Raw genomic sequence first — 19,730 nt, forward strand, 5'->3', positions numbered from 1 at the left:
GCGTGTTTCGCCATCCCCTTGTCTGACTCGTGCAACGCTCCGGTTGGCGAGTCCCTGGTCATCGGCAGCAGCGACAAAGCGAGTGATGAAGCGCTTGCGCTGCGGCAGTCATCTTTTCAGGAGAATGTCATGAGTGTACTGATCATGCGTCACGGTGAGGCCCAGGCCGGCACGCCGGACCCCAGCCGCGAATTGAGTGAATATGGCCGCGAAGAGGCGCGCCGCATCGGTCGCTGGTTGGCCCATCAGCTGCCCGCCGAGCGCCGTGCGCGGCTGACGCTGGTCGTCAGTCCGTTTACCCGCGCCCAGCAGACCGCCCAGGAGATCTCCTCGGCGCTGGAGCTGAGTGGTGAGCAGCAGACCACGCTCGAGATCATCACCCCGGACGACCCGCTGACGCCGGTGCTCGACTGGCTGCAGACCCATGTGCCGCCCACTTCTGAAGGGCGCGAGCCGCGCGATTGGCTGATCATCAGCCACAATCCGCTGGTCTCGAATCTGGCCAGCGCCCTGGTCGATGGCCCCGGCAGTACCCAGCTGGCCTTTGCCACCGCAAGTCTCGCCTGGCTGGACGCCGATGTTTGGGCCGCTGGCCTGGCGGATCTACACCAGTTCGTGAGCCCGGCGGAGTTGGCGTAAGTCACGCGCGGCTGTCATGAACTACAACCATTGAGCTACAACCATTGAGCCACAATGAAACGCCCCCGCCAGTCTGCACTGGCGGGGGCGTTTCGTTGTGACCTGCAGCCAGACCGCTGCTACTTGATCAGACCGCTGCTGCTAGACCAGACCGCTCAGCTTGAGCACGAAGATGCCTGCCGTGATGGTGATGCCCGCCATCAGGGTGCTGATGGCGATGATGTTGGCGGCCAGGCGGTCATTGCCGCCCATCGCCCGCACCATCACGAAGCTTGCCGCCGCCGTCGGGGAGGCGAAGAACAGGAACAGCACTCCGAGTTCGGTGCCGCGGAAGCCCAGCAGCACGGCGACGGTGGTCGCCAGCAGCGGCACGCTGATCATCTTCATCAGGCTGGCACTGAGGGCCAGCTTGCGGCCTTCACGCAGCGAGCGCATCGACAGGGTTCCGCCGATGCAGATCAATGCCAGCGGCAGCGTCATGCGCGCGAAGTAGTCGCCGGAGGTCTCCAGCCACTCTGGCAGCTGCCAGCTGAAGGCCGCGAAGGGCAGGGCGGCCAGCACGCCGAGAATCAGCGGGTTGGTGATGATGCCGCGCGCGATGCCACTCCAGCTGGTGCGGCCATCGCCGAGATAGCTCGACAGCACCACCACCGACAGCATGTTGTAGGACAGGATGACGACCCCCATCAGGATGCCGCCCATCGAGAGGCCGAGATCGCCATAGAGATTGGCGGCCAGTGCCAGCCCGACGATGGCGCAGTTGCCGCGAAACGAGCCCTGGACCACCTCGCCGCGTTCCTTTCTCGGCACGCGCAGGATCGCCCAGCCCCACAGCAGGAGGAAGGTGCCCAGTGTCGCCAGCGCGAAATAGGTCAGCATGCCCGGGCGCAGGGCGTGATCCAGGTCCGCGCGCACGATGGAGAGGAAGACCAGCGCCGGCATGGTGCCCTTGAACACCAGCGATGAGGCGGTGCCGATGAAGGTGTCATCGATCCAGCCGAGGCGTTTGAGGCCCAGGCCCAGAAATACCATCGCGAAGACCGGAACGGTGACGTTCAGGGTCGCGACGAACAGCGCCAGCATGTCGTTCATGAAGTAGTCTCGCTCATTTCCACCCTTGTCCTGTGAGTGTTGCGGTCTGTCTGATGAGGCTTTTGGTCAGCGTCTGACGAGCGTTGCGCGACCGCCCATAGTGAACTGCCATGCAAGACTGTTGCGAGCTGTCGTATCAGCCCCGTCGTGAACTGCCGCGGCGGCCTGGCTCAGGCCAGCCAGAAGCCCGTGATCAAGGCCGCTGCCAGCAAGGCCCAGAACAGGCCGTTGCGCAGGCGGGTATCGCGACGCGGCCTGGAAGACGGCGAGGAAGTAGCGGACTGCTTGTCATGCTTGGGCATCGAGGGGTCCTGTCCAGCAAGGTGAAATATTGGCTCAACGTGTGAAGGCGATGACAGCCAGGCGGCCGGCCAGGCGCTCTGACAACAGCGCGTGCCTGTCACCGCCCAGCATATCAGGCTTTCCTTAGACTTAGGGATAGTCGTTTAGCTCGGGCATCAGCCCCGGTGCTAGTTCCGCTATCAGCTCTGGTATCAGCTCTGGTATCAGGTCGCGCTGACCGCATGCCGCCAACTAGGGGCGCGGGCGGATGTGATGGTAGAGAAGACCGGCGCTGCGACGCGCCTTGAGGGCCGGCAAAGGGCGGAATAGACGCCATAACCGCGCGAGTGGCGACTGTGCGCGCACTCCTGCTTGGCGAGCGCAGGCTGTCCGCTTACCCTGTGCGCTGCATTGTCATCTGTCACGGTTATCTGCCGGGGCCACGGTTATCTTCCGGCCTCATGATCACCTGCCGGAACCATCAGCCTCGGCAGCGCATTGCCCCTATCAAGAAAAGTACAAGGAGCGGGTATCTTGCAGGACCCATACACGACCTCTGCGTCATCTTCTGCCGCGACGCCCTCTGACGCGACGCCCTTTGCTGCGACTCGTTCTGTGGCGACTCGCTCTGCGGCAACTCCCGCGCGCGCGTCTGACGAGCCGTCCGCTTCCCCGGCGCTGTTGGTCAGTCGTGGGCTAGGGCGTCAATTCGGCCAGCAACAGGCTGTCACCGGGCTGACCTTCACGGCCTCGCGTGGTGAGGTCATCGGTCTGCTGGGGCCCAATGGTGCCGGCAAGACCACCAGTCTGCGCATGCTGGCGGGCACGCTCGCCGCCACCCAGGGCCAGCTGGAGCTGGAAGGCGAAGCCTTCGATGGTCGCGCCAGTCAGCGCCAGCTCAATCGCCTCAAGCGTCGTATCGGCTATCTGCCGGAGGGCGCGCCCCTGTGGCCGCAGCTGACGGTGCGCGAGAGCCTCGAGTGTGTGGCGGGTCTGCATGGGTTGTCGCGCAAGGTGCACAATGATCGCCTTGCGGCATTGATGGATCGCCTGGATATCACGCCTTTCGCCAATCAATTGTGCGCAGTGTTATCCAAAGGCTATCGGCGTCGTGTGGCACTGGCGATGGCGTTGACCCATGACCCGGACATCCTGCTGCTCGATGAGCCCACCGATGGGCTGGACCCGCTGCAGAAGGACAGCGTGCGCGCCTTCATTCGTGAGCTGGGTCGCGAGCGACTGATCATCGTCTCCACCCACCTGCTGGAGGAAGTGCCTCGTATCTGTGACCGCGTGCTGGTCATGGCCAATGGCCAGCTGGGCTTCGATGACACGCCTGAGGCGCTGGCCGCGACCTCCGTCAGCGAAGGCATCCTGGGTGGCAGCCGTTCGCGCTACGGCGCGGGGTATGGCGCGAGTTCCAGCCTGCCGGTATGGCGAGTGACGCTGAGTCGGGCCCTGAGCGAGCGCGAGCTGGCCAGTGTCTCGCGCCTGCCGGGCGTGGCGGCCATCACGCCCGTCAAGCCCGGGGATGCCATGGCGCGTGACAAGTCGCCGCTGGTGGTCTCGACCGGCGCTGTGCTGCGCCTGGCCGGGCGTCTCCACCAGGACCCGCGCCCCGCGCTGGCACGCTGGTGCAGCTATATGGAAATCCGCCTCGATGAATGCGTCCACGAACGGGGCGATATCGAGGTCGCGTTCCGCCAGCTGGTGACGCGCATGGCGGAACAGCCCTCGCCGCTGCCGATGCGCAAGCAGACACCGCGCGCAGATCAGGAGGTGTCGTCATGAGGGCCGTTCTCGCGCTGGTCCGCCGTGACCTGCATCAGGCACTGACGCAGGGCGCCAGCTGGTCGCTGCTGGTGGTGATGGCGGTGCTGGCTCCGCTGGGGGCCTTCGAGGTGGGCGATCTGTTGGCACGTGATCGCGCCGATCTTGGCTCGCTGTGGCAGGTGTTGCCCTGGTTGCTGGTGCTGTGGACACCGCTGCTGGCCCTGCGTGGCTGGCCGGAAGAGCGCGCCAACGGCCTGCTCGAATGGCTGTCCGGCCTCGGGCTGGGGTCGTGGCGACTGGCCAGCGCACGTCTGATCAGTGCCAGCGTGCTGGGCTGGCTGGGACTTGCGATGACGGCGCCGCTGGTGGTGCTGATCCATTGGCTGGGCACGCCGGATCTCGGTCTGATGCTCAGCGGCTATCTGGGCATGGCGCTGCTGGTGATGGCGCTGGCCAGTCTCGGTCAGGCGCTGGCGGTGCGCGCGCCTTCTGCGCTATCGGCGTGGCTCGGGGCGCTGGTGCTGGGCCTGGCGCTGATGCTTCCAGGCACACCTGCGGTGACGAGCCAGCTGGCTCAGCATCTGGCGCCGCACTGGGTGCAGCTGCTCGATCTGATCAGCTTGCCGGCGCATCTGACGCCTTTCAGTGAAGGCCGGCCGACCTGGCTCGATGCCAGCTACTTCCTGCTGCTGACCCTGGCCGGGCTGGTATTGCAGGCGCGCGGCCTCAGTCAGGAGCGCCATGCACGCAAGCAGGCGCCACAGTGGCTGGTCACGGCGGCGCTGGCGGCCGCGGTCACCGCGCTATTGCTGGCCGGCGTGCGCCTGCCGCCGCTGCTGACGGCCGACGGCCACAACCCGCTCACTCGCGCGCATGATCTGACCGCCACGCGTCAGCACAGCCTGAGCCCTGCCAGTCGTGCGGTGCTCGGTGGCCTCGAGGCACCGGTGACGCTGACCTTCGCCTACAGCGAACGCTTCGCCGCCGATCTGCCGCAGCTGCGTGAACTGGCGACACGGATCGAGACGCGTCTGGCCGCCTTCGCGCGTGAGCCGCAGATACGCCTCAAGCGTGTCGACCCTGCGCCGGACAGTGCCGACTTCGCGGATCTCGAAGCGCAGGGCCTGACCGAGCTGTCATTGCCGGGCGGCGAAGAGATGCTGTTCGGGCTGGTGGTGGATGGCCCCTACGCCGAACGCCGCGCCATTCCGCTGCTCAAAGCGGCGGATATCGGCGGGCTGGAAGCGCAGGTGACACGCCAGATCCAGGAAGTCTCGCGCACCGAGCTACCGCGCCTGGGCGTCGTCTCGCGTTTGCCGGTGATGGGCCAACCCAGTCTGGAGCAGGGCAGAGCGCTGGGCAGCTGGGGCCTGATGGAGCATCTCAATGCACGCCTGCGCATCGACTGGCTGTCGGCCGGCGATGATGCCGCGCGCCCGATCGCCGATCAGGATGCGTTGCTGGTGATCGCGCCGCGGCTGTTGCCGGTCAAGACGCTGGAGGCCATCACGGCCTATCTCGAGCGTGGCGGCCGAGTGTTGATGCTGGTGGACCCGCTGCCCGAAATGCTCGATCAGCCGGCGCCGGCTTCCGAGGCGCTGACGACATTGCTGGCGCGCGCCGGGCTTGAATCACGCGCGGGCGAGGTGGTGGCGGATGCGCAGCTGGCCTTGCCGATCGGCTTGCTGGACGGCACGCGTGCGCTGAGTCCGACGTTGCTCGGGCTAAGTGCTGCCCAGCTGTCGGACGCCGCGCTCAACCTCAATGTCGAGCAACTGGTGATGTCCAGCGCGGGCTGGTTGGCGCCGCTGCCTGATGCAGCAGACGCATCATCGAAAGGCCCGGGAGCGCAAGACGCGCCGTTGCAGTGGCTGATTCGTGGCAGTGATGAGGCGCGGCTGATTCCGGCGGCGCGTGTTCACGCCAGCCGCATGGATCCGCGTCCGCTGTCGGGACTGGCGGGGGAAACACCGCCGGCGGGCGGGCTGGCCGTGCTGGCGCAATGGCCAGCGGCAGGCGCCAAGGGCGGCCAGTTGCTGGTGGTCAGCGATGTCGACATGGCCAGTGATCGTCTGTGGCGACGCACGGCAGCGGATGGCAGCGAGCAGGCCCTCAATGCCAATGCGCGCTGGCTGGAAAATGCCGTGGACCTGCTGGCGGGCAGCCCCGAGCTGGCCGCCCTGCGCGCGCGTGCCCATCAGGTGCGCGAGCTGACGCGCCTGCATCAACTGGCCGATCATCAGGCCGCCGAGGAGACCCGGCTGCGCAATGACTGGCAGACGCGTCTGAGTGCGCTCGGCGCGACGCCGGTGTCTGGCAAGGCCGAAGCCGCGCAGCAGAGCGACGCCCTGGCGGCGATGCAGCATGACTTCGAGGACGCGCTGTCACGTCAGCAGCGTGAGGCGAATGCCGAGCGTGATGCCCTGCGCCGCGAGCTGCGCCTGTGGACGCTGCTGGCCTTGCCGGTGGCATTGAGCCTGCTTGGCGAGCTGATCTGCTGGCGCCGCTATCGCGCCAGCCGTCGCGCGGGCTATCAGTCGACAGGGCGTCTGTCGGGCCACGGTCAGCCCAGCGGGAAGCGCAGCGCAGAACGAGATGTACAGCGCAAGGAGCAGCGCAATGGACAGCACAGCGCCCGCTCCGCGAGTGACGCCGCCACAAGCGTTTCGACAGGCTCGGGCAAGTCAGCCGCAGGCAATGCCGCTTCAGGCAATGCCGCTTCAGGCAAGGCAGCTTCAGGCAAGGCGGCTTCAGGCAAGACAAGACCGAGCGATACAACCCAGTCGGGAGGTGATTGATGGGGCGCTTCAATCGGACGGGATGGGCACTGACGGCGCTGGTCTCCGTGGCCGCGGTGACGGCGCTCACCGCAGGGCCGTCACTGCTGGAATCGCTGCGCTCAGGCGCCGCCACGGGCGGGGCAGACCCTGCGCAGTGGAAAAGTGATTCGTTGATGAGCGAGGCGCTGACGACAGTGGCCGCGGGTCAGTCAGGCATCTTGCAGCCCTTGCCGCTGCTGTCGCAGGTGGCCGCCTCAGCCCAGCGCATCGGCATCCGGCGTGGCACAGAGGCCAGCCAGGACTGGTTGAGTCTGGCGCGTGGGCCCGCAGGCGACTGGCAGATCACCTCATTGGCCGGCTGGCCTGCCCGCCAGGGCAAGGTGGAGGCGCTGGTGAGTCAGCTGGGCGAGGCACAATTGCGCACGCGCAAGCCGGCCACGGACAAGGCACTTGAAGCGCTGGGCTTCAGCGCGCAGTCACCGCTGCTGAGCGTGAAGGGCAATGGCGCTCAGGTGAGTCTGCAACTGGGCGCCAGGCCCGCGGCGGCAACGCAGCTGAGCGGTGCGGGCAGTGCTGAATTGGCGGGGCGTTACGTGCGGTGGGTGCCGTCACCCTCGGATGCGAACGTGAAAGGCTCCCCCGCCATGGCTGGTGCGAATGGCGCGCCGATCTGGGAGCTGACGCGCGATATCGGGTTGCCGGATTGGCGCGGCGGCATGGCGCCCAGCGAGGTGCTGGATGTCATTCAGCTGCGCAGTGACGCCGCGGTGTACAAGCCGCTGAGTCGGATGGACATCTCGTTGGCGGCGTCTGCTCAAGACGCCTCAGCACGGCAAGCGCCGCTGGTGCGAGGCCTGGCACCTGACAGCGACGCTGCCCATGAGATTCTCGCTGCACTGTCGCCGCTGACGCAGAATGACCTGCGCCCCCGCGCCTCCACGCCTGAAAGCGGCGCAGCCCAGCCAGACGCCTGGCAGCCTGCCGTGACGCTGACCCTCAACTGGTCGCGCCCCTCGCTCTATTACCGTCAGCATGAGCAGCTCAATGATCGCACCCAGCTGGTGCTGGCCATCGCGGCGGGCAGCAAGCCCTGGGCACGGCTGACGCTCTCCGGCAAAGGGTGGCCACCTGAACTGGTCGCGCGCTTGAATGCCGTCGAGATACAGGTCAATGGCGCGCTGCGCGATCATCTTCTGGCACTGGGCGCGAGGGCGTTGCAAGACGAGCCCATTGAGCTCACGGCTGCCGCGGTTCAGGCGGCGCTGGCGGTCAGTCGTGCATTGGCGCTGCCTGAGCCAGGAGCAGCTGAGACGGGATCGGAAGCAGCTGAGTCGAGCACGGAAACAGCCGCTGCGCTGGTGCCGGCGGGCATGGAAGGGGAGTGAGGTGCTCCATGGGCCAAAGGGAGGAGTAGCGCCCATGGGGCGGGGCTGGCATGCTGTTGACTATATTTAAACAACCGTTTGTCTGGGCGCGTCAGGGACGGCGGCCCGTGGTAAGGAGACCTTGCGATGAATGCCACCTCACGGCAACCCCGGCCCGGGCAGGACCTGTCCGAACGTGCCTTGTCCGAACAGGCCTTGTCCAAGCAGGGCGATGCTGACCCGGCGGGCCTGAATGCCGACACCGAGCGCCCGGTGCTGGCCTTCGCGCATGCCAATGGCTTCACCGGTGCCTGTTACAAGAGCCTGCTGGCGCCGCTGGCCGAGCACTTCAATCTGCTGCCGGTGGACCGACTGGCGCACGACCCTGCCTATCCGGTCGGCAACAATCTGATCTCGCTGCGTGATGAGTGGCTGGCATGTCTGGACGCCGTGCTGGGGCCGTTGCCCGCGGCGGGCGGCACCGGGCGCAAGGTGATCGGGGTCGGCCATTCGCTGGGAGGCATCGTCAATTACATGGCGGCGCTCAAGCAGCCGGAACGCTTCCACTGCCTCGTGCTGCTCGACCCGCCGTTGATGCTGGGCCGCGATGCGCTGGGCATGAAGGTCGCCAAGCGCTTCGGCTTCATTGATCGTGTCACGCCGGCAGGCCGCACCCGTGGGCGTCGCGCACGCTGGGATTCTCGTCAGGCCATGCAGGATTACCTGCGCCGTCGCTCGCTGTTCTCCAACTTCACGCCAGAGGCGCTGGACGACTACGTCGACAACGCCACCCATCGTCACGCGGATGGCAGCCTGTCGTTGAGCTTCGATACCCGTCATGAGGTCGAGATCTTCCGTCACCTCAGCGATCACCTGTCAGGCTCGCCGGCGAAGCTGGCGGTGCCGGTCAGGATTCTGGCCGGCGCCCAGTCTGATCTGCTCACGCCGGCGCGTCAGGCACGCCTGCGCCGCGCCGGGCTGACGGTGGAGCATGTCCGGGGAGGACATATGTACCCCTTTGAATACCCACAGGAGACGCGCGCCGCGCTGCTGGCGGCCATCGCCGACCTCGCGCCGCCGGATGTACTGCCGCCAGGCCTGCTGGCCGGGAGGCAAGCATGAGCACTGATCAATCCATTCAGGACATCGCAGAGGCTTCCCTCAGCGCCAACGTTACGCTGCGTGAGCGTCGCTTTCCGCGGCGCACGGGCGGAGAGCTGGCGGCCCTGGAGTGGGCGCCTGCCGAGCACGCCGAGCAGGCACCGACGTGGCTGGCGCTGCATGGCTGGCTCGACAATGCCGCCAGCTTCAGTCGCCTGGCGCCGCTGTTGTGTGAACGGCTGGGCATTCGTCTCATCGCCATCGACATGGTCGGTCACGGGCACTCGAGTCCGCTGGGTGAGCACGGTGATTATGCGGTATGGGATTACTGCCACGATGTGATCGAGGCACTGGAAGGCCTGTATGACGAGGGGCTGCCGCGCGCGCCGGTCACGGTGATGGCGCACTCGCTGGGGGCGGCGGTGTCGGGGCAGGTGGCTGCGGCGCTGCCGGAATATATCGCGCGACTGGTGCTGATCGATGGCATCGGCGCACTTGCCACGCCAGCCTCGGAGGTGGTCGATCAGCTGCGCCGCGGATTGCTGGCACGCCACGCGCAGCCGGTCAGACGCTCCGCCACGCGACGTGCCCATTATCGTCATGTCGAGGACGCCGTGGCGGCGCGGGTCGCGGGAGGTGTCACGCCGATCGATGCCGACACGGCGCGGCCGATCGTCGAGCGCAACCTCGAGGTGCTGGGAGACGGTGGCCTGCGGCTGAGAAGTGACCGCCGCCTGCTGCGGCCTTCACTGATGCGCTACACCCCGGAGCAGGTGCTGGCGTTATTGGCGGCGTTGACCCAACCGGTACTGCTGATCGAGGGCGAGCAGGGTATCCTGACCATAAGGCACGAGGCGCAGCAGGCACGCGATGCCGTGAAGAGGCTCGAGCGTCGCGTCTTGCCGGGCGGCCACCACCTGCATCTGGAGCCGGCCCATGTGGCGGCGGTCGCCGATGCCGTCGTCGAGTGGATCAGCTCGCACTGAGCGATGCACCGCGTGCCGCGTCCGTTCATCTTTCATCATCTGCAGCGGGAGACATGCCATGGCCAAGCGCAAGACCATCGCCCTGGCACTGGGGAGTGGCGGGGCCCGAGGCTACGCCCATATCGGCGTCATCGAGGAAGTGCTGGCGCGCGGTTACGACATTCGCGCCATTTCGGGCTGCTCGATGGGCGCACTGGTCGGGGGCATCCATGCCGCCGGCAAGCTGGATGCCTATCGCGACTGGGTCTGTGAGCTGGATTACTTCGACGTGCTGCGGCTGGTGGATGTCACCTGGAGCCCGATGGGCGCCATCCGCGCGCGCCGCATCATGGATGAGCTGGAAGCCCTGATCGGCGACACGCGCATCGAGGATCTGCCGATTGCGGTCACCACCGTCGCCACCGACCTGATCGCCCAGAAGGAGGTCTGGTTCCAGAGCGGCAATCTGCTCGAGGCGATCCGGGCCTCCATCGCGGTGCCCGGGGTGATCACGCCGGTGCAACGCGACCGCAAGGTGCTGGTGGATGGCGGCCTGATGAATCCCTTGCCGATCACGCCGCTGGTCGCCGCCCATGTTGACCTGGTGCTGGCGGTCAATGCCACGGCGCATTCGCCGCGCAACCAGACACTGGAGCAGATGCTGCCGCCGGCCGATGCCGCCGAGGAAGAGGCGCGCGAAGCCGCCCTGGAAGCGCGCGGCGGTGGTTTCAGTGACTGGCTGCGGGGAGTGCGTCGCGGGGCCGAGCGCATCTTCTCTGCCGAGAAGGAACAGGCGCTGGAGGACCAGCAGGGCATGGCATTTGCCAGTCCGGTCGGCGGTGTCCCGCTGCCGCCGGGCGATGCCTCGCGCCTGAAGTTCGAGGCATTGAAAAGCAGCGATGCCGAGCCAGCGCCGGGGTCAGAAGCGTTGGCAGAGCCGCAGACAGAGACTGGCGCTGTCACCCAGGGCAAGCAGCCGCCGTCCAAAGCCGAGCCTGAGCGGGTCGATGAGAACGCGCCGGAGCTTGCCTGGGGCAAGCTGGACATGATGATGCGCTCCTTCGATATTACCCAGGCGACGCTGGCCAAGTACAAGATCGCCGGCTATCCGCCGGATATCCTGGTCGAGATTCCCAAGACGGTGTGTGGCGCCTATGAATTCCACCGCGCCGCGGGCCTGATCAAGCTGGGGCGTCATCTGGCCGCCGAAGCGCTGGATCGCTACGAGAAGGGCAGCGACGGCTAGCCTGCCGTGAGTTGCCCTTTAATGAAAGAGCCCCCGCCGATTGGCGGGGGCTTTTCGTTGCAGTGCTCTTCAATACAGAGCGCTTCATTGCAGAGCGTGTGACCGGAGCCTGAGCGAAGCGTCGCCTCAGCCGTTGATCCACTTGTCGAAGATGGCGGCCTGCTCGCCGGTGCCCTGCATCTGGGTCAGCCACTGATCGACGTAGGCCTTCCAGATGTTGTCGCCCAGCGGCAGCAGATAGCCCTTCTGGGAGAAGGTGAACGGCGCATCAGGATGCACGCTGCACAGCTCCGGGTGACGGCTGGCCTGCAGCTGGGTCTCGATGGCGTCGGTGACCATCACATCGGCACGGTCTTCGATGATGTTGTTGAAGATGGTGCGGTTGTCGTTATGCGCGACGCGCGTGGCATCGCTCAGGAATTCATTGGCGAAGCGCTCGTTGGTGCCGCCCGGATTGACGGTGATGCGCACGCTGGGCTGATTGATCTGCGCGACGGTCTGGTACTTGTCGACGTCCTCGCAGCGCACGATGGGCGTCTTGCCGCCGGTCTGGTACGGCTGGCTGAAGTAGGCCTGAGCCTGACGGTCCAGCTTGACCGAGATACCGGACATGGCGATGTCGCACTTGCCGGAGGTGAAGTCTTCCATCAGCGTCGGCCAGCTGGTCGGCACGGTCTGTACGGTGGCGCCCAGGCTCCTGGCCAGTGAGGCGGCCATGTCGATGTCGATGCCTTCGAAGTCGCCATTGTCTTCACGGTGGCTGAAGGGCGCGTAGTCACCGGTGGTACAGACCTTCAGCACCTGGCCTTGTTGCACGCGCGCAAGCGTGCTGTCGGACAGCGCATCGCTGGCGGCGGCCGGCATGGCGAAGGCCAGCGACAGGCCAGCGGCGGTCGCACCGCCGAGAATGGCAGCGGAAAGGGCGCGGCGTGAAGAGGTGCGCATTGGCTGTTCAGCGTTGGGTGTCATCAGGGTGTTCCCTTGTCGTTATGGCGGCAGGCTCGGCGTGAGGCCTGCCTCTGCTACTCAAATACTCAACTATTCGGATGCCCAGCTATTCAGGCGCTCAGTTATTCAGATGCTCGCTATTCAGGTGCTCGCTATTCAGGTGCTCGGATCGTCAATGTCTCGGCGGTGTGGCGAGCGCGGGATTCGCTCAGTCGAGCAGCGGGTCACGGCCCTTGCTGCGCAGCAGGACATAGACTGCGCCGCTGCCGCCATCCAGCTCCAGTGACGAGGTAAAGGCCAGCACGTCAGGCCATTGGCGCAGCCAGGCATTGACGTGGCTCTTGATGATCGGGTGATCGGCCATGCCGGTCCATGCCTTGCCATGCACCACCAGCACGCAGCGTGAGCGACGGGCGATGGCATCGTCGATGAAGGACTCGAGCTCGATGCGGGCCTGCTCCAGCGTATAGCCGTGCAGATCGAGGCCCGCTTCCCAGGCGATCTCGCCGCGCTTGAGGCGCTGACGCTGGCGGTAGGGGAGATCAGGCACCGCGAAGTCGAGCAGCTGACTGGGCGTGACCGGCTCGACCTGACCATCGGTGGTGCGCGATGGCGTGCCGAGCGTGTCGGTCGAGGCTTCGCTGGCGGCAGCGCGGCGCGCCGCCAGACGCGCCTGCTCTTCCTTGTCGACGGGCTTGCGGCCGGGGTCGGCGCGGTTGGTGGTGATCTTGCGTACGCCGGCCTGCTTGAGGGCGGCACGGAAGGCGTTGAAGTCGTCGCCGGTATCCGAGCTGTCGTCGTGGTTGGGTGGCATGGCCGGGCTCCGCGGGCAATAAAATGGCAAGTCGCGCAGTATAGCGCGGCTGTTGTCGCTGTCGAAGACAGGCGGTTGTCACTGTCGAAGTCAAACGATTGTCGCTTGCGAAGACAAAAGCGGCAGGCGCGCCATCAAGGCATGCCAAGGGTCGCCGCCACGCCTCGTGAACGCTACAATGCCTGCGCGAGACGCCACCGACCCCTCACGACTGGCGGCGCTCGTTGTCCATCTGTCCGCTTACAGGAATCACCGTGTCCACATCTTCCGCGTCCGACCTGCGCCATCCTTCCAGTCTCAGTGAGCCGGACTCCCGTCTCGTCGAGGAGCTGGTGACCCTGCGCGACCTGATCCGCTGGGCGACCAGTGAGTTCCACGCGCATCGCCTGCACTTCGCCCATGGCACCGATTCTGCCTGGGACGAAGCGGTGGCGCTGGTGCTGGGTGCGCTGCATCTGCCGTGGGACACGGACCCCGCCGTGATCGACGCGCGCCTTCTGACCATGGAGCGTGCGCGCATCGTGGCGCTGGTGCGTGAGCGCATCACCACCCGCAAGCCGCTGCCGTATCTGCTCGGTGAGGCCTTCTTCACCGGCGTGCCCTTCGATGTCGATGAACGTGTGCTGATTCCGCGCTCGCCGATCGCCGAGCTGATCGAGAGCGGCTTCTCGGCCTGGTTCCCGGAACTGCCGCCGACTCGCGTGCTGGACATGTGCACCGGTTCCGGCTGCATCGGTATCGCCACCGCGCTGGTGATGCCGACCGCGGAAGTCGACCTGGTCGATATCAGCAGCGAGGCGCTGGAAGTCGCGCGACGCAACATCGAACGCCACGACGTGGCAGGGCGTGTCATCGCCGTGCAGTCGGACCTGTTCGCGGGCGTGGCGGGCAAGCGCTATGACCTGATCGTCTCCAATCCGCCCTATGTGGATACCTTCGATCTCTCCAACATGCCGCAGGAATTCGGCCATGAGCCGGCGCTGGCGCTGGGCGCCGGTGACGACGGCCTGGATATCGTGCGTCGTATCCTGCGTGAGGCGCGTGACTACCTGACCGAGGACGGCGTCTTGATCGTCGAGGTCGGCAACTCCGAGCGTCACCTGATGGAAGCCTTCCCGGAAGTGCCCTTCATGTGGCTGGAGTTCGAGCGCGGCGGCAACGGCGTCTTCGCCATCGATGCCCAGACGCTGGAAGTCTGCGCACCTGAATTCGCTTGAGCTGGCGGGCGCCTGCCCCGGCGGGATTTGCCAGAAGCACGGGCGCAGGCCGCCAGGCTCTGCAACGCTTACGACAACTATTATCAGAACGCCGTCGGCCATGACCGGCGGCATCGCCTGAGGACCCCCTGAATGTCCGGAAATACCTTCGGCAAGCTGTTCACCGTCACCACCTTCGGCGAAAGCCACGGCCCGGCACTGGGCGCCATCATCGATGGTTGCCCGCCGGGCATCGAGATCAGCGAAGCGGATCTGCAGATCGATCTGGACCGCCGCCGTCCCGGCACCTCGCGCCACACCACCCAGCGTCGCGAGCCGGACCAGGTGCGCATTCTCTCGGGCGTGTTCGAGGGCCGCACCACCGGCACGGCCATCGGCCTGATGATCGAGAACACCGATCAGCGCTCCAAGGACTACGGCAAGATCAAGGACCAGTTCCGTCCGGCCCACGCCGACTACACCTATCACCACAAGTACGGTGAGCGTGACTACCGTGGCGGCGGCCGCAGTTCGGCCCGCGAGACCGCGATGCGCGTCGCCGCCGGGGCCATCGCCAAGAAGTATCTGGCGGGCCTGGGCGTGCAGGTGCGTGGCTACCTGTCCCAGCTCGGCCCCATCGAGCTTGAGGTCAAGGACTGGTCGCTGGTCGACACCAACCCGTTCTTCTGTGGCGATGCCGATCGCCTCGAGGAGCTGGAGCAGTACATGGACGCCCTGCGCAAGGAAGGCGATTCCGTGGGTGCCAAGGTCACCGTCGAGGCGACTGGCGTGCCGGTCGGCCTGGGTGAGCCGATCTTCGATCGCATCGATGCCGAACTCGCGCATGGCCTGATGAGCATCAATGCCGTCAAGGGCGTCGAGATCGGTGATGGTTTCGCCGTGGTCAGCCAGAAGGGCACCGAGCACCGTGACGAGATGACGCCGGAAGGCTTCCTCTCCAATCATGCCGGCGGCATTCTGGGCGGCATCACCAGCGGCCAGACCATCCGTGCCAGCATCGCCCTCAAGCCGACCTCCAGCCTGCGACTGCCGGGGCGCAGCATCGATGTCAACGGCGAGGCGGTCGAGGTGATCACCACCGGCCGTCATGATCCGTGTGTCGGCATCCGCGCCACGCCGATCGCCGAGGCGATGGTCGCGCTGACGCTGATGGACCACCTGCTGCGCCATCGCGGTCAGAACGCCGACGTCAAGGTCGACACGCCGGTGCTGCGCGAGGTGTAAGCCGCTTGCGGCGTTGCTGAGCTTTTAGAAAGACACGCCCCAGTCGTGGAGTGATGCCCTGCATCCTTCGTGGCTGGGGCGTCTTGCGTTGTGGGCTGGCTTGCGGAAAGTAAATAAGAAAAGACGTAAGTATCAGGCTGCCCCCGTGTCATTCGCGCTGCTAGACTCGAATGGCATGCATGCCAGCGGACTCGCGCACCACGCCGTGCGCGGGCAGACAACACAAGGAATCTGCCATGAAGATCAATGTCGAATTCGACCTCACGCCGCAGGAGTTTCGCCAGGCGATGGGCCTGCCGGACGTGGAAGCCTTCCAGCAGGAATTGATGGAGCGCTTTCGTCGCCAGATGGAGGCGGGTGTTGAAGACTACGACCCCATGAGTCTGCTCAAGCCATTGATGGCACCGGGCGCGGGCACGCCGTTTGCCAAGTTCATGCCGCCAGGCATGGCTGAGGGGATGATGGGCGGCGCGTCTGGCGCTGGCAATGCCGGGCAGGGCGCAGCGGGCGGCATGCCGGGCGATATGGGCGAGAGCATGGCCCAGGGCATGGCCGCCTTCAATCAGTATCAGAAGATGATGCTGGATACCTTGCAGCAGTTCGGTCAGGGCGGCGCGGAAGGCAAGGAGACTGAAAATACGGAGTCTGCCGCACGCAGGAGTTCGGGGCCCAGTGGTGATCAAGGCGCGGATCAGAAAGCAGAGCAAAGCGCCAACCGGGCGGATGATGCGAAACCGGCCTCTGCGGCCAGTGCGCGCTCACGCGCCAAGCGCAGTTGATGACCGGTAGGCGCGAAGAACGCTCTTGGCTGACAGCGATGTGAGGCATGCCCGGCCAATCCCATGACAGAAAATGTCCTTTGACAGTTTTCTGTCATGGGATTGCAACCACCTGAGGAGCAGACTAGTCTTTGTGCAGTGCAGCATATTGCTGTGCTCCACAGGTGGCGCAGAGACTTCTGCGCGCTGTCCCGGTACGGAATCCATGGGAGGAACCGTCATGCAGCAGGATCAGATGTTCAACGCCTTTGCCGAGCAAGCCCGCAGCTTCTACCAGCCGATGCGCAAGCTCAACACTCTGATGCTCGACCATATGGGCAAGATTGCCGATTATCAGATGGACGCCGCCAAGCGCTATACCGAGACTGGTCTCGAGCGTGCGCGTGCTGCCACTGAAATCAAGGGTATGGAAGAGTTCAGCGAGTTCAGCAACCGCCAGCTGGAAGTGGCGACCGAGCTGTCTCAGCAGATGATGGATGATTCCCTGAAGCTGGCCGAGATGGGCAACGAAATGCGCGCCCAGCTCGAACAGGCCTACTCTGACGCTGGCAAGGAAGCCACCGACAAGGCGTCCGCTGCCACAGAGAAAGCCGCTTCAGCAGCAGAGGACAAGGCATCCTCCGCTGCCAGCAACAAGCCGGCTGCCGCGACAAGCCGCGCCAAGCAGAACTAAGGTATACCCCGAAAAGGCTGGCGCTTGCGCCAGCCTTTTTTTTGCCGTTTTCAGGCATTGCCCCTGTCGTGCTGGAAGGCGCATGCTGGAGATGAGCACGCTGGCACACAGGCTGTTTTGCTCTCGTATTTGCCGCGCGCGAATCCGACGGAAAGCAGACCTGCAGGAGGCGGATCATTCCAACTGACAGCGCATTTTAGCTGACAGCGCACTTTGCTTGCCTTGGCATGCTCGCCTGCAGCACCCTGAAATCAGCCGTGAAACGGTCTTCAAAACAGTCTGAAAAGCAGTGCCCGTCGCCAGTGAAGGCGCCCGTCTCACGAGAGACGGCATGGCACTGCTCAGTGGTCAGGAAGGATTCGATTCGATGAAATCGTGCCGCCGGCAGATGCTCGGCAGCCAAGCTTCGATAGCCAATGACGTGATGGTCAATGACAAGGAGGAAGGGCGATATGGACTCAGCCCAGCAGCAGGCGTTCTCGCAGACATTCTCTCAGGCCTTTACCAGTCTGTTCCCCGACGGTGCTGAAGGCACGGAGTGGGCCAGCGTGATGCAGCAGGCCAGTGCCCAGTATCAAGCCTTGATGAGTGACATGCTGGAGCGCCTATGGCCCAGCGCTGCCGCTTCCACCATCTATGACGAGATGGGTCGTTGCTTCCAGGCGGGGGCCGAGGCCCTGGCACGTGACCCGCAACTGTTGATGTCGACCCAGACGCGCCTCTTCCAGGACCAGATGGCCCTGTTGCAGGGCACATTGCGCGAGCTGAATGGCGAGAGCGTCGAGCCGGTGATCACGCCCGCGCGCTCTGACCGTCGCTTCCGCGATGAGGCCTGGCAGAGCGAGCCCTATTACCACTTCCTCGTGCAGCAATACCTGCTGTTCTCGCGCGCCGTGGACGACATGCTGGCCGGCATTCAAGGCCTGCCGGAGAGCCAGAAGCGCAATCTCGAGTTCTACGCGCGCCAGTACGTCAGCGCCTTCTCGCCCTCCAACTTCGCCTCCACCAACCCGGAAGTGCAGCGCGTGACCCGCGAGACCGGCGGCCAGAACCTGCTCGACGGCCTGAAGCGTCTGCGCGATGACCTGGCCAACTCCGCCGAAGGCATCAATGTCGCGATGACCGACACCGAAGCCTTCCGTCTCGGCGACAACATCGCCGTCACGCCGGGGGACGTGGTCTTCGAGAACGAGCTGATCCAGCTGATCCAGTATCGTCCGGCCACCGAGAAGGCCTTCAGCACGCCGTTGCTGGTCGTGCCGCCGTGGATCAACAAGTACTACATTCTCGATCTGCGTCAGGACAATTCGATGATGCGCTGGCTGGTGGAGCAGGGTCACACCGTGTTCCTGATCTCCTGGCGCAATCCGGGGCCCGAGCAGAGTGATCTCACCTGGGCCGATTACATGCAGATGGGCCCGCTGGCCGCGATGGATGCCATCGAGCAGGCCACCGGCGAGAAGCAGGTCAACATCCTGTCCTACTGCATCGGCGGCACGCTGACGGCCAGCACCATGGCCTATCTGGCGGCCGAGAAGCAGTCCGACCGCGTGCGCTCGGTCAGCTACATGGCCACGCTGCAGGACTTCTCCGATCCCGGTGAGATCGGTGTCTTCCTCAACGAGCCGGTGCTGCAGGGGCTCGAGAAGCAGATGGCGCAGGACGGCTATCTGGATGGCCGCGTGATGGCGTTCTCCTTCAATCTGCTGCGCGAGAATGACCTGTTCTGGTCGTTCTACGTCTCCAACTATCTCAAGGGCGAAGCGCCGACCGCGTTCGACCTGCTGTACTGGAACACCGACGGCACCAACCTGCCGGCCGGTACCCATGCCTGGTATCTGCGCCACATGTATCTGGAGAACCGCCTGGTGCAGCCCGGCGGCATCGAGCTGGACGGCGTGCCGATCGATCTCTCGCAGATCGAGACACCGAGCTACTGGGTCTCCGCGCGCGAGGACCACATCGCCAAGTGGCAGACCACCTACAACGGCACCCAGCTGCCCAAGGCCTCCATCAAGCGCTTCGTGCTCGGTGGCTCTGGTCATATCGCGGGTATCGTCAATCCGCCGCACAAGAACAAGTACGGCTACGCCACCAATGACAGCCTGCCGGCAACGCCGGATGAGTGGCTCGAGGGCACCGAGCAGCACGAAGGTTCCTGGTGGAATGACTGGCAGGCGTGGATGACCGGCAATGGCTTCGTGGAGCCGGAACCGGAGGTCTCTGCGCGCACGCCGGGCGAGGGCAAGCTCGACTTGATCGAAGCGGCGCCGGGGCGTTATGCGCGCCAGACCATTCCGGAAGTGCTGGGGCAGAGCGTGCCGGAAGAGATCACCAGCGTGGCGGATGCGCAGCTCCAGGCCGTGCGTGATGTGCAGCAGACGGTCGAGAAGAGCGTGAATGAAGCGCTCAAGCAGGTGACGCTGCCGGTGGAAGAGGCCATGACCGCGATGACCGAAGCCGTCACCGGCAAGGCCGCCAATGATGCCGGTGACACGGCGGGCAACAGCTCATCCAGTGCCTCCAAAGCGCAAGGTGCGAGCACCAGACCTGCCGCTTCCAAGGCCGCATCAACCCCAGCCGCTGAGCCGGCAGCGCCGGCAAGCAAGCCCGCCGCGCGCAAGCGTGCAGCACCCAAAAGCACAGCCTCCAGGAGCACTGCTGCCAAGAGCGCAACGACCACCAGCACCACGGCCAGCGACAGCACTACAAAACAGAGCACGGCAAAACAGAGCACTGCGAGTACGGCAAAACAGAGCACTGCGAGCACGGCTGCCAGCAGCACCGGTAGCTCAGCGACCAAGACCACCACGGCGAGAAAGACCTCCACGCC

General features: G+C 65.3%; 15 protein-coding genes and 1 pseudogene. 12 read left to right on the forward strand and 4 right to left on the reverse strand.

All coding sequences use genetic code 11. The annotated features are described in order from the left end of the window. Nucleotides 1-129 precede the first annotated feature (129 nt). On the forward strand, nucleotides 130-639 hold the full coding sequence (gene sixA, locus QD356_RS02090; protein ID WP_054554945.1) for a phosphohistidine phosphatase SixA: 510 nt from the start codon (nucleotides 130-132) through the stop codon (nucleotides 637-639). Nucleotides 640-780: 141 nt separating this feature from the next. Here the strand turns inward: sixA and QD356_RS02095 are convergent, their stop codons facing one another. Beyond that, entirely contained in the window at nucleotides 781-1,731 is a 951-nt protein-coding gene (locus QD356_RS02095) for an AEC family transporter (RefSeq protein ID WP_043335541.1), read from the reverse strand. 170 nt (nucleotides 1,732-1,901) lie between these two features. Further along, complete coding sequence (locus tag QD356_RS02100) at nucleotides 1,902-2,033, reverse strand: hypothetical protein (protein ID WP_263643036.1); 132 nt, start codon at nucleotides 2,031-2,033, stop codon at nucleotides 1,902-1,904. Between the two features lie 595 nt (nucleotides 2,034-2,628). Between QD356_RS02100 and QD356_RS02105 the strand changes: the two genes are divergently transcribed. The 6 genes from QD356_RS02105 to QD356_RS02130 all read left to right on the forward strand — a co-directional run bounded on the left by QD356_RS02105 (nucleotide 2,629) and on the right by QD356_RS02130 (nucleotide 11,242). Beyond that, nucleotides 2,629-3,804, forward strand: a complete 1,176-nt coding sequence (locus tag QD356_RS02105; protein ID WP_192838477.1) for an ABC transporter ATP-binding protein — start codon at nucleotides 2,629-2,631, stop codon at nucleotides 3,802-3,804. Then, nucleotides 3,801-6,584, forward strand: a complete 2,784-nt coding sequence (locus QD356_RS02110) for a GldG family protein (protein ID WP_192838478.1) — start codon at nucleotides 3,801-3,803, stop codon at nucleotides 6,582-6,584. Before QD356_RS02105 ends, QD356_RS02110 begins: the two co-directional genes overlap by 4 nt. Beyond that, nucleotides 6,584-7,951: a hypothetical protein gene (locus tag QD356_RS02115; protein ID WP_192838479.1), complete on the forward strand. Its 1,368-nt coding sequence runs from the start codon at nucleotides 6,584-6,586 to the stop codon at nucleotides 7,949-7,951. Before QD356_RS02110 ends, QD356_RS02115 begins: the two co-directional genes overlap by 1 nt. Nucleotides 7,952-8,077: 126 nt before the next feature. After that, entirely contained in the window at nucleotides 8,078-9,052 is a 975-nt protein-coding gene (locus QD356_RS02120) for an alpha/beta hydrolase (RefSeq protein ID WP_192838480.1), read from the forward strand. Next, on the forward strand, nucleotides 9,049-10,017 hold the full coding sequence (locus QD356_RS02125; protein WP_192838481.1) for an alpha/beta fold hydrolase: 969 nt from the start codon (nucleotides 9,049-9,051) through the stop codon (nucleotides 10,015-10,017). Before QD356_RS02120 ends, QD356_RS02125 begins: the two co-directional genes overlap by 4 nt. A 58-nt stretch (nucleotides 10,018-10,075) precedes the next feature. Then, complete coding sequence (locus tag QD356_RS02130; protein WP_225996478.1) at nucleotides 10,076-11,242, forward strand: patatin-like phospholipase family protein; 1,167 nt, start codon at nucleotides 10,076-10,078, stop codon at nucleotides 11,240-11,242. Between the two features lie 126 nt (nucleotides 11,243-11,368). On the opposite strand, the gene QD356_RS02135 is transcribed toward QD356_RS02130, so the two are convergent. Beyond that, nucleotides 11,369-12,211 (reverse strand): transporter substrate-binding domain-containing protein, encoded by an 843-nt coding sequence (locus QD356_RS02135; protein ID WP_225996479.1) that lies wholly within the window; start codon nucleotides 12,209-12,211, stop codon nucleotides 11,369-11,371. Between the two features lie 187 nt (nucleotides 12,212-12,398). Next, nucleotides 12,399-13,004 (reverse strand): Smr/MutS family protein, encoded by a 606-nt coding sequence (locus QD356_RS02140; RefSeq protein WP_131431499.1) that lies wholly within the window; start codon nucleotides 13,002-13,004, stop codon nucleotides 12,399-12,401. A 254-nt stretch (nucleotides 13,005-13,258) separates the two neighbouring features. Between QD356_RS02140 and prmB the strand changes: the two genes are divergently transcribed. The 5 genes and pseudogenes from prmB to phaC form a co-directional block, all read left to right on the forward strand. After that, entirely contained in the window at nucleotides 13,259-14,221 is a 963-nt protein-coding gene (gene prmB / locus QD356_RS02145) for a 50S ribosomal protein L3 N(5)-glutamine methyltransferase (protein WP_192838482.1), read from the forward strand. A 132-nt stretch (nucleotides 14,222-14,353) separates the two neighbouring features. After that, the gene (gene aroC, locus QD356_RS02150; protein ID WP_043335551.1) at nucleotides 14,354-15,445 is read left to right on the forward strand and encodes a chorismate synthase; all 1,092 of its coding nucleotides are present in this window, start codon (nucleotides 14,354-14,356) and stop codon (nucleotides 15,443-15,445) included. Nucleotides 15,446-15,681: 236 nt separating this feature from the next. Beyond that, nucleotides 15,682-16,224, forward strand: a complete 543-nt coding sequence (locus QD356_RS02155; protein WP_192838526.1) for a DUF6489 family protein — start codon at nucleotides 15,682-15,684, stop codon at nucleotides 16,222-16,224. Nucleotides 16,225-16,444: 220 nt separating this feature from the next. Next, nucleotides 16,445-16,897: a phasin family protein gene (locus QD356_RS02160; protein ID WP_043335557.1), complete on the forward strand. Its 453-nt coding sequence runs from the start codon at nucleotides 16,445-16,447 to the stop codon at nucleotides 16,895-16,897. Between the two features lie 551 nt (nucleotides 16,898-17,448). Then, a pseudogene (phaC, locus tag QD356_RS02165) lies at nucleotides 17,449-19,212 on the forward strand (class I poly(R)-hydroxyalkanoic acid synthase); the annotation flags it as partial. Nucleotides 19,213-19,730: the final 518 nt, after the last annotated feature.

The organism is Cobetia sp. 2AS (genome assembly GCF_029846355.1).
Classification (GTDB): domain Bacteria; phylum Pseudomonadota; class Gammaproteobacteria; order Pseudomonadales; family Halomonadaceae; genus Cobetia; species Cobetia amphilecti.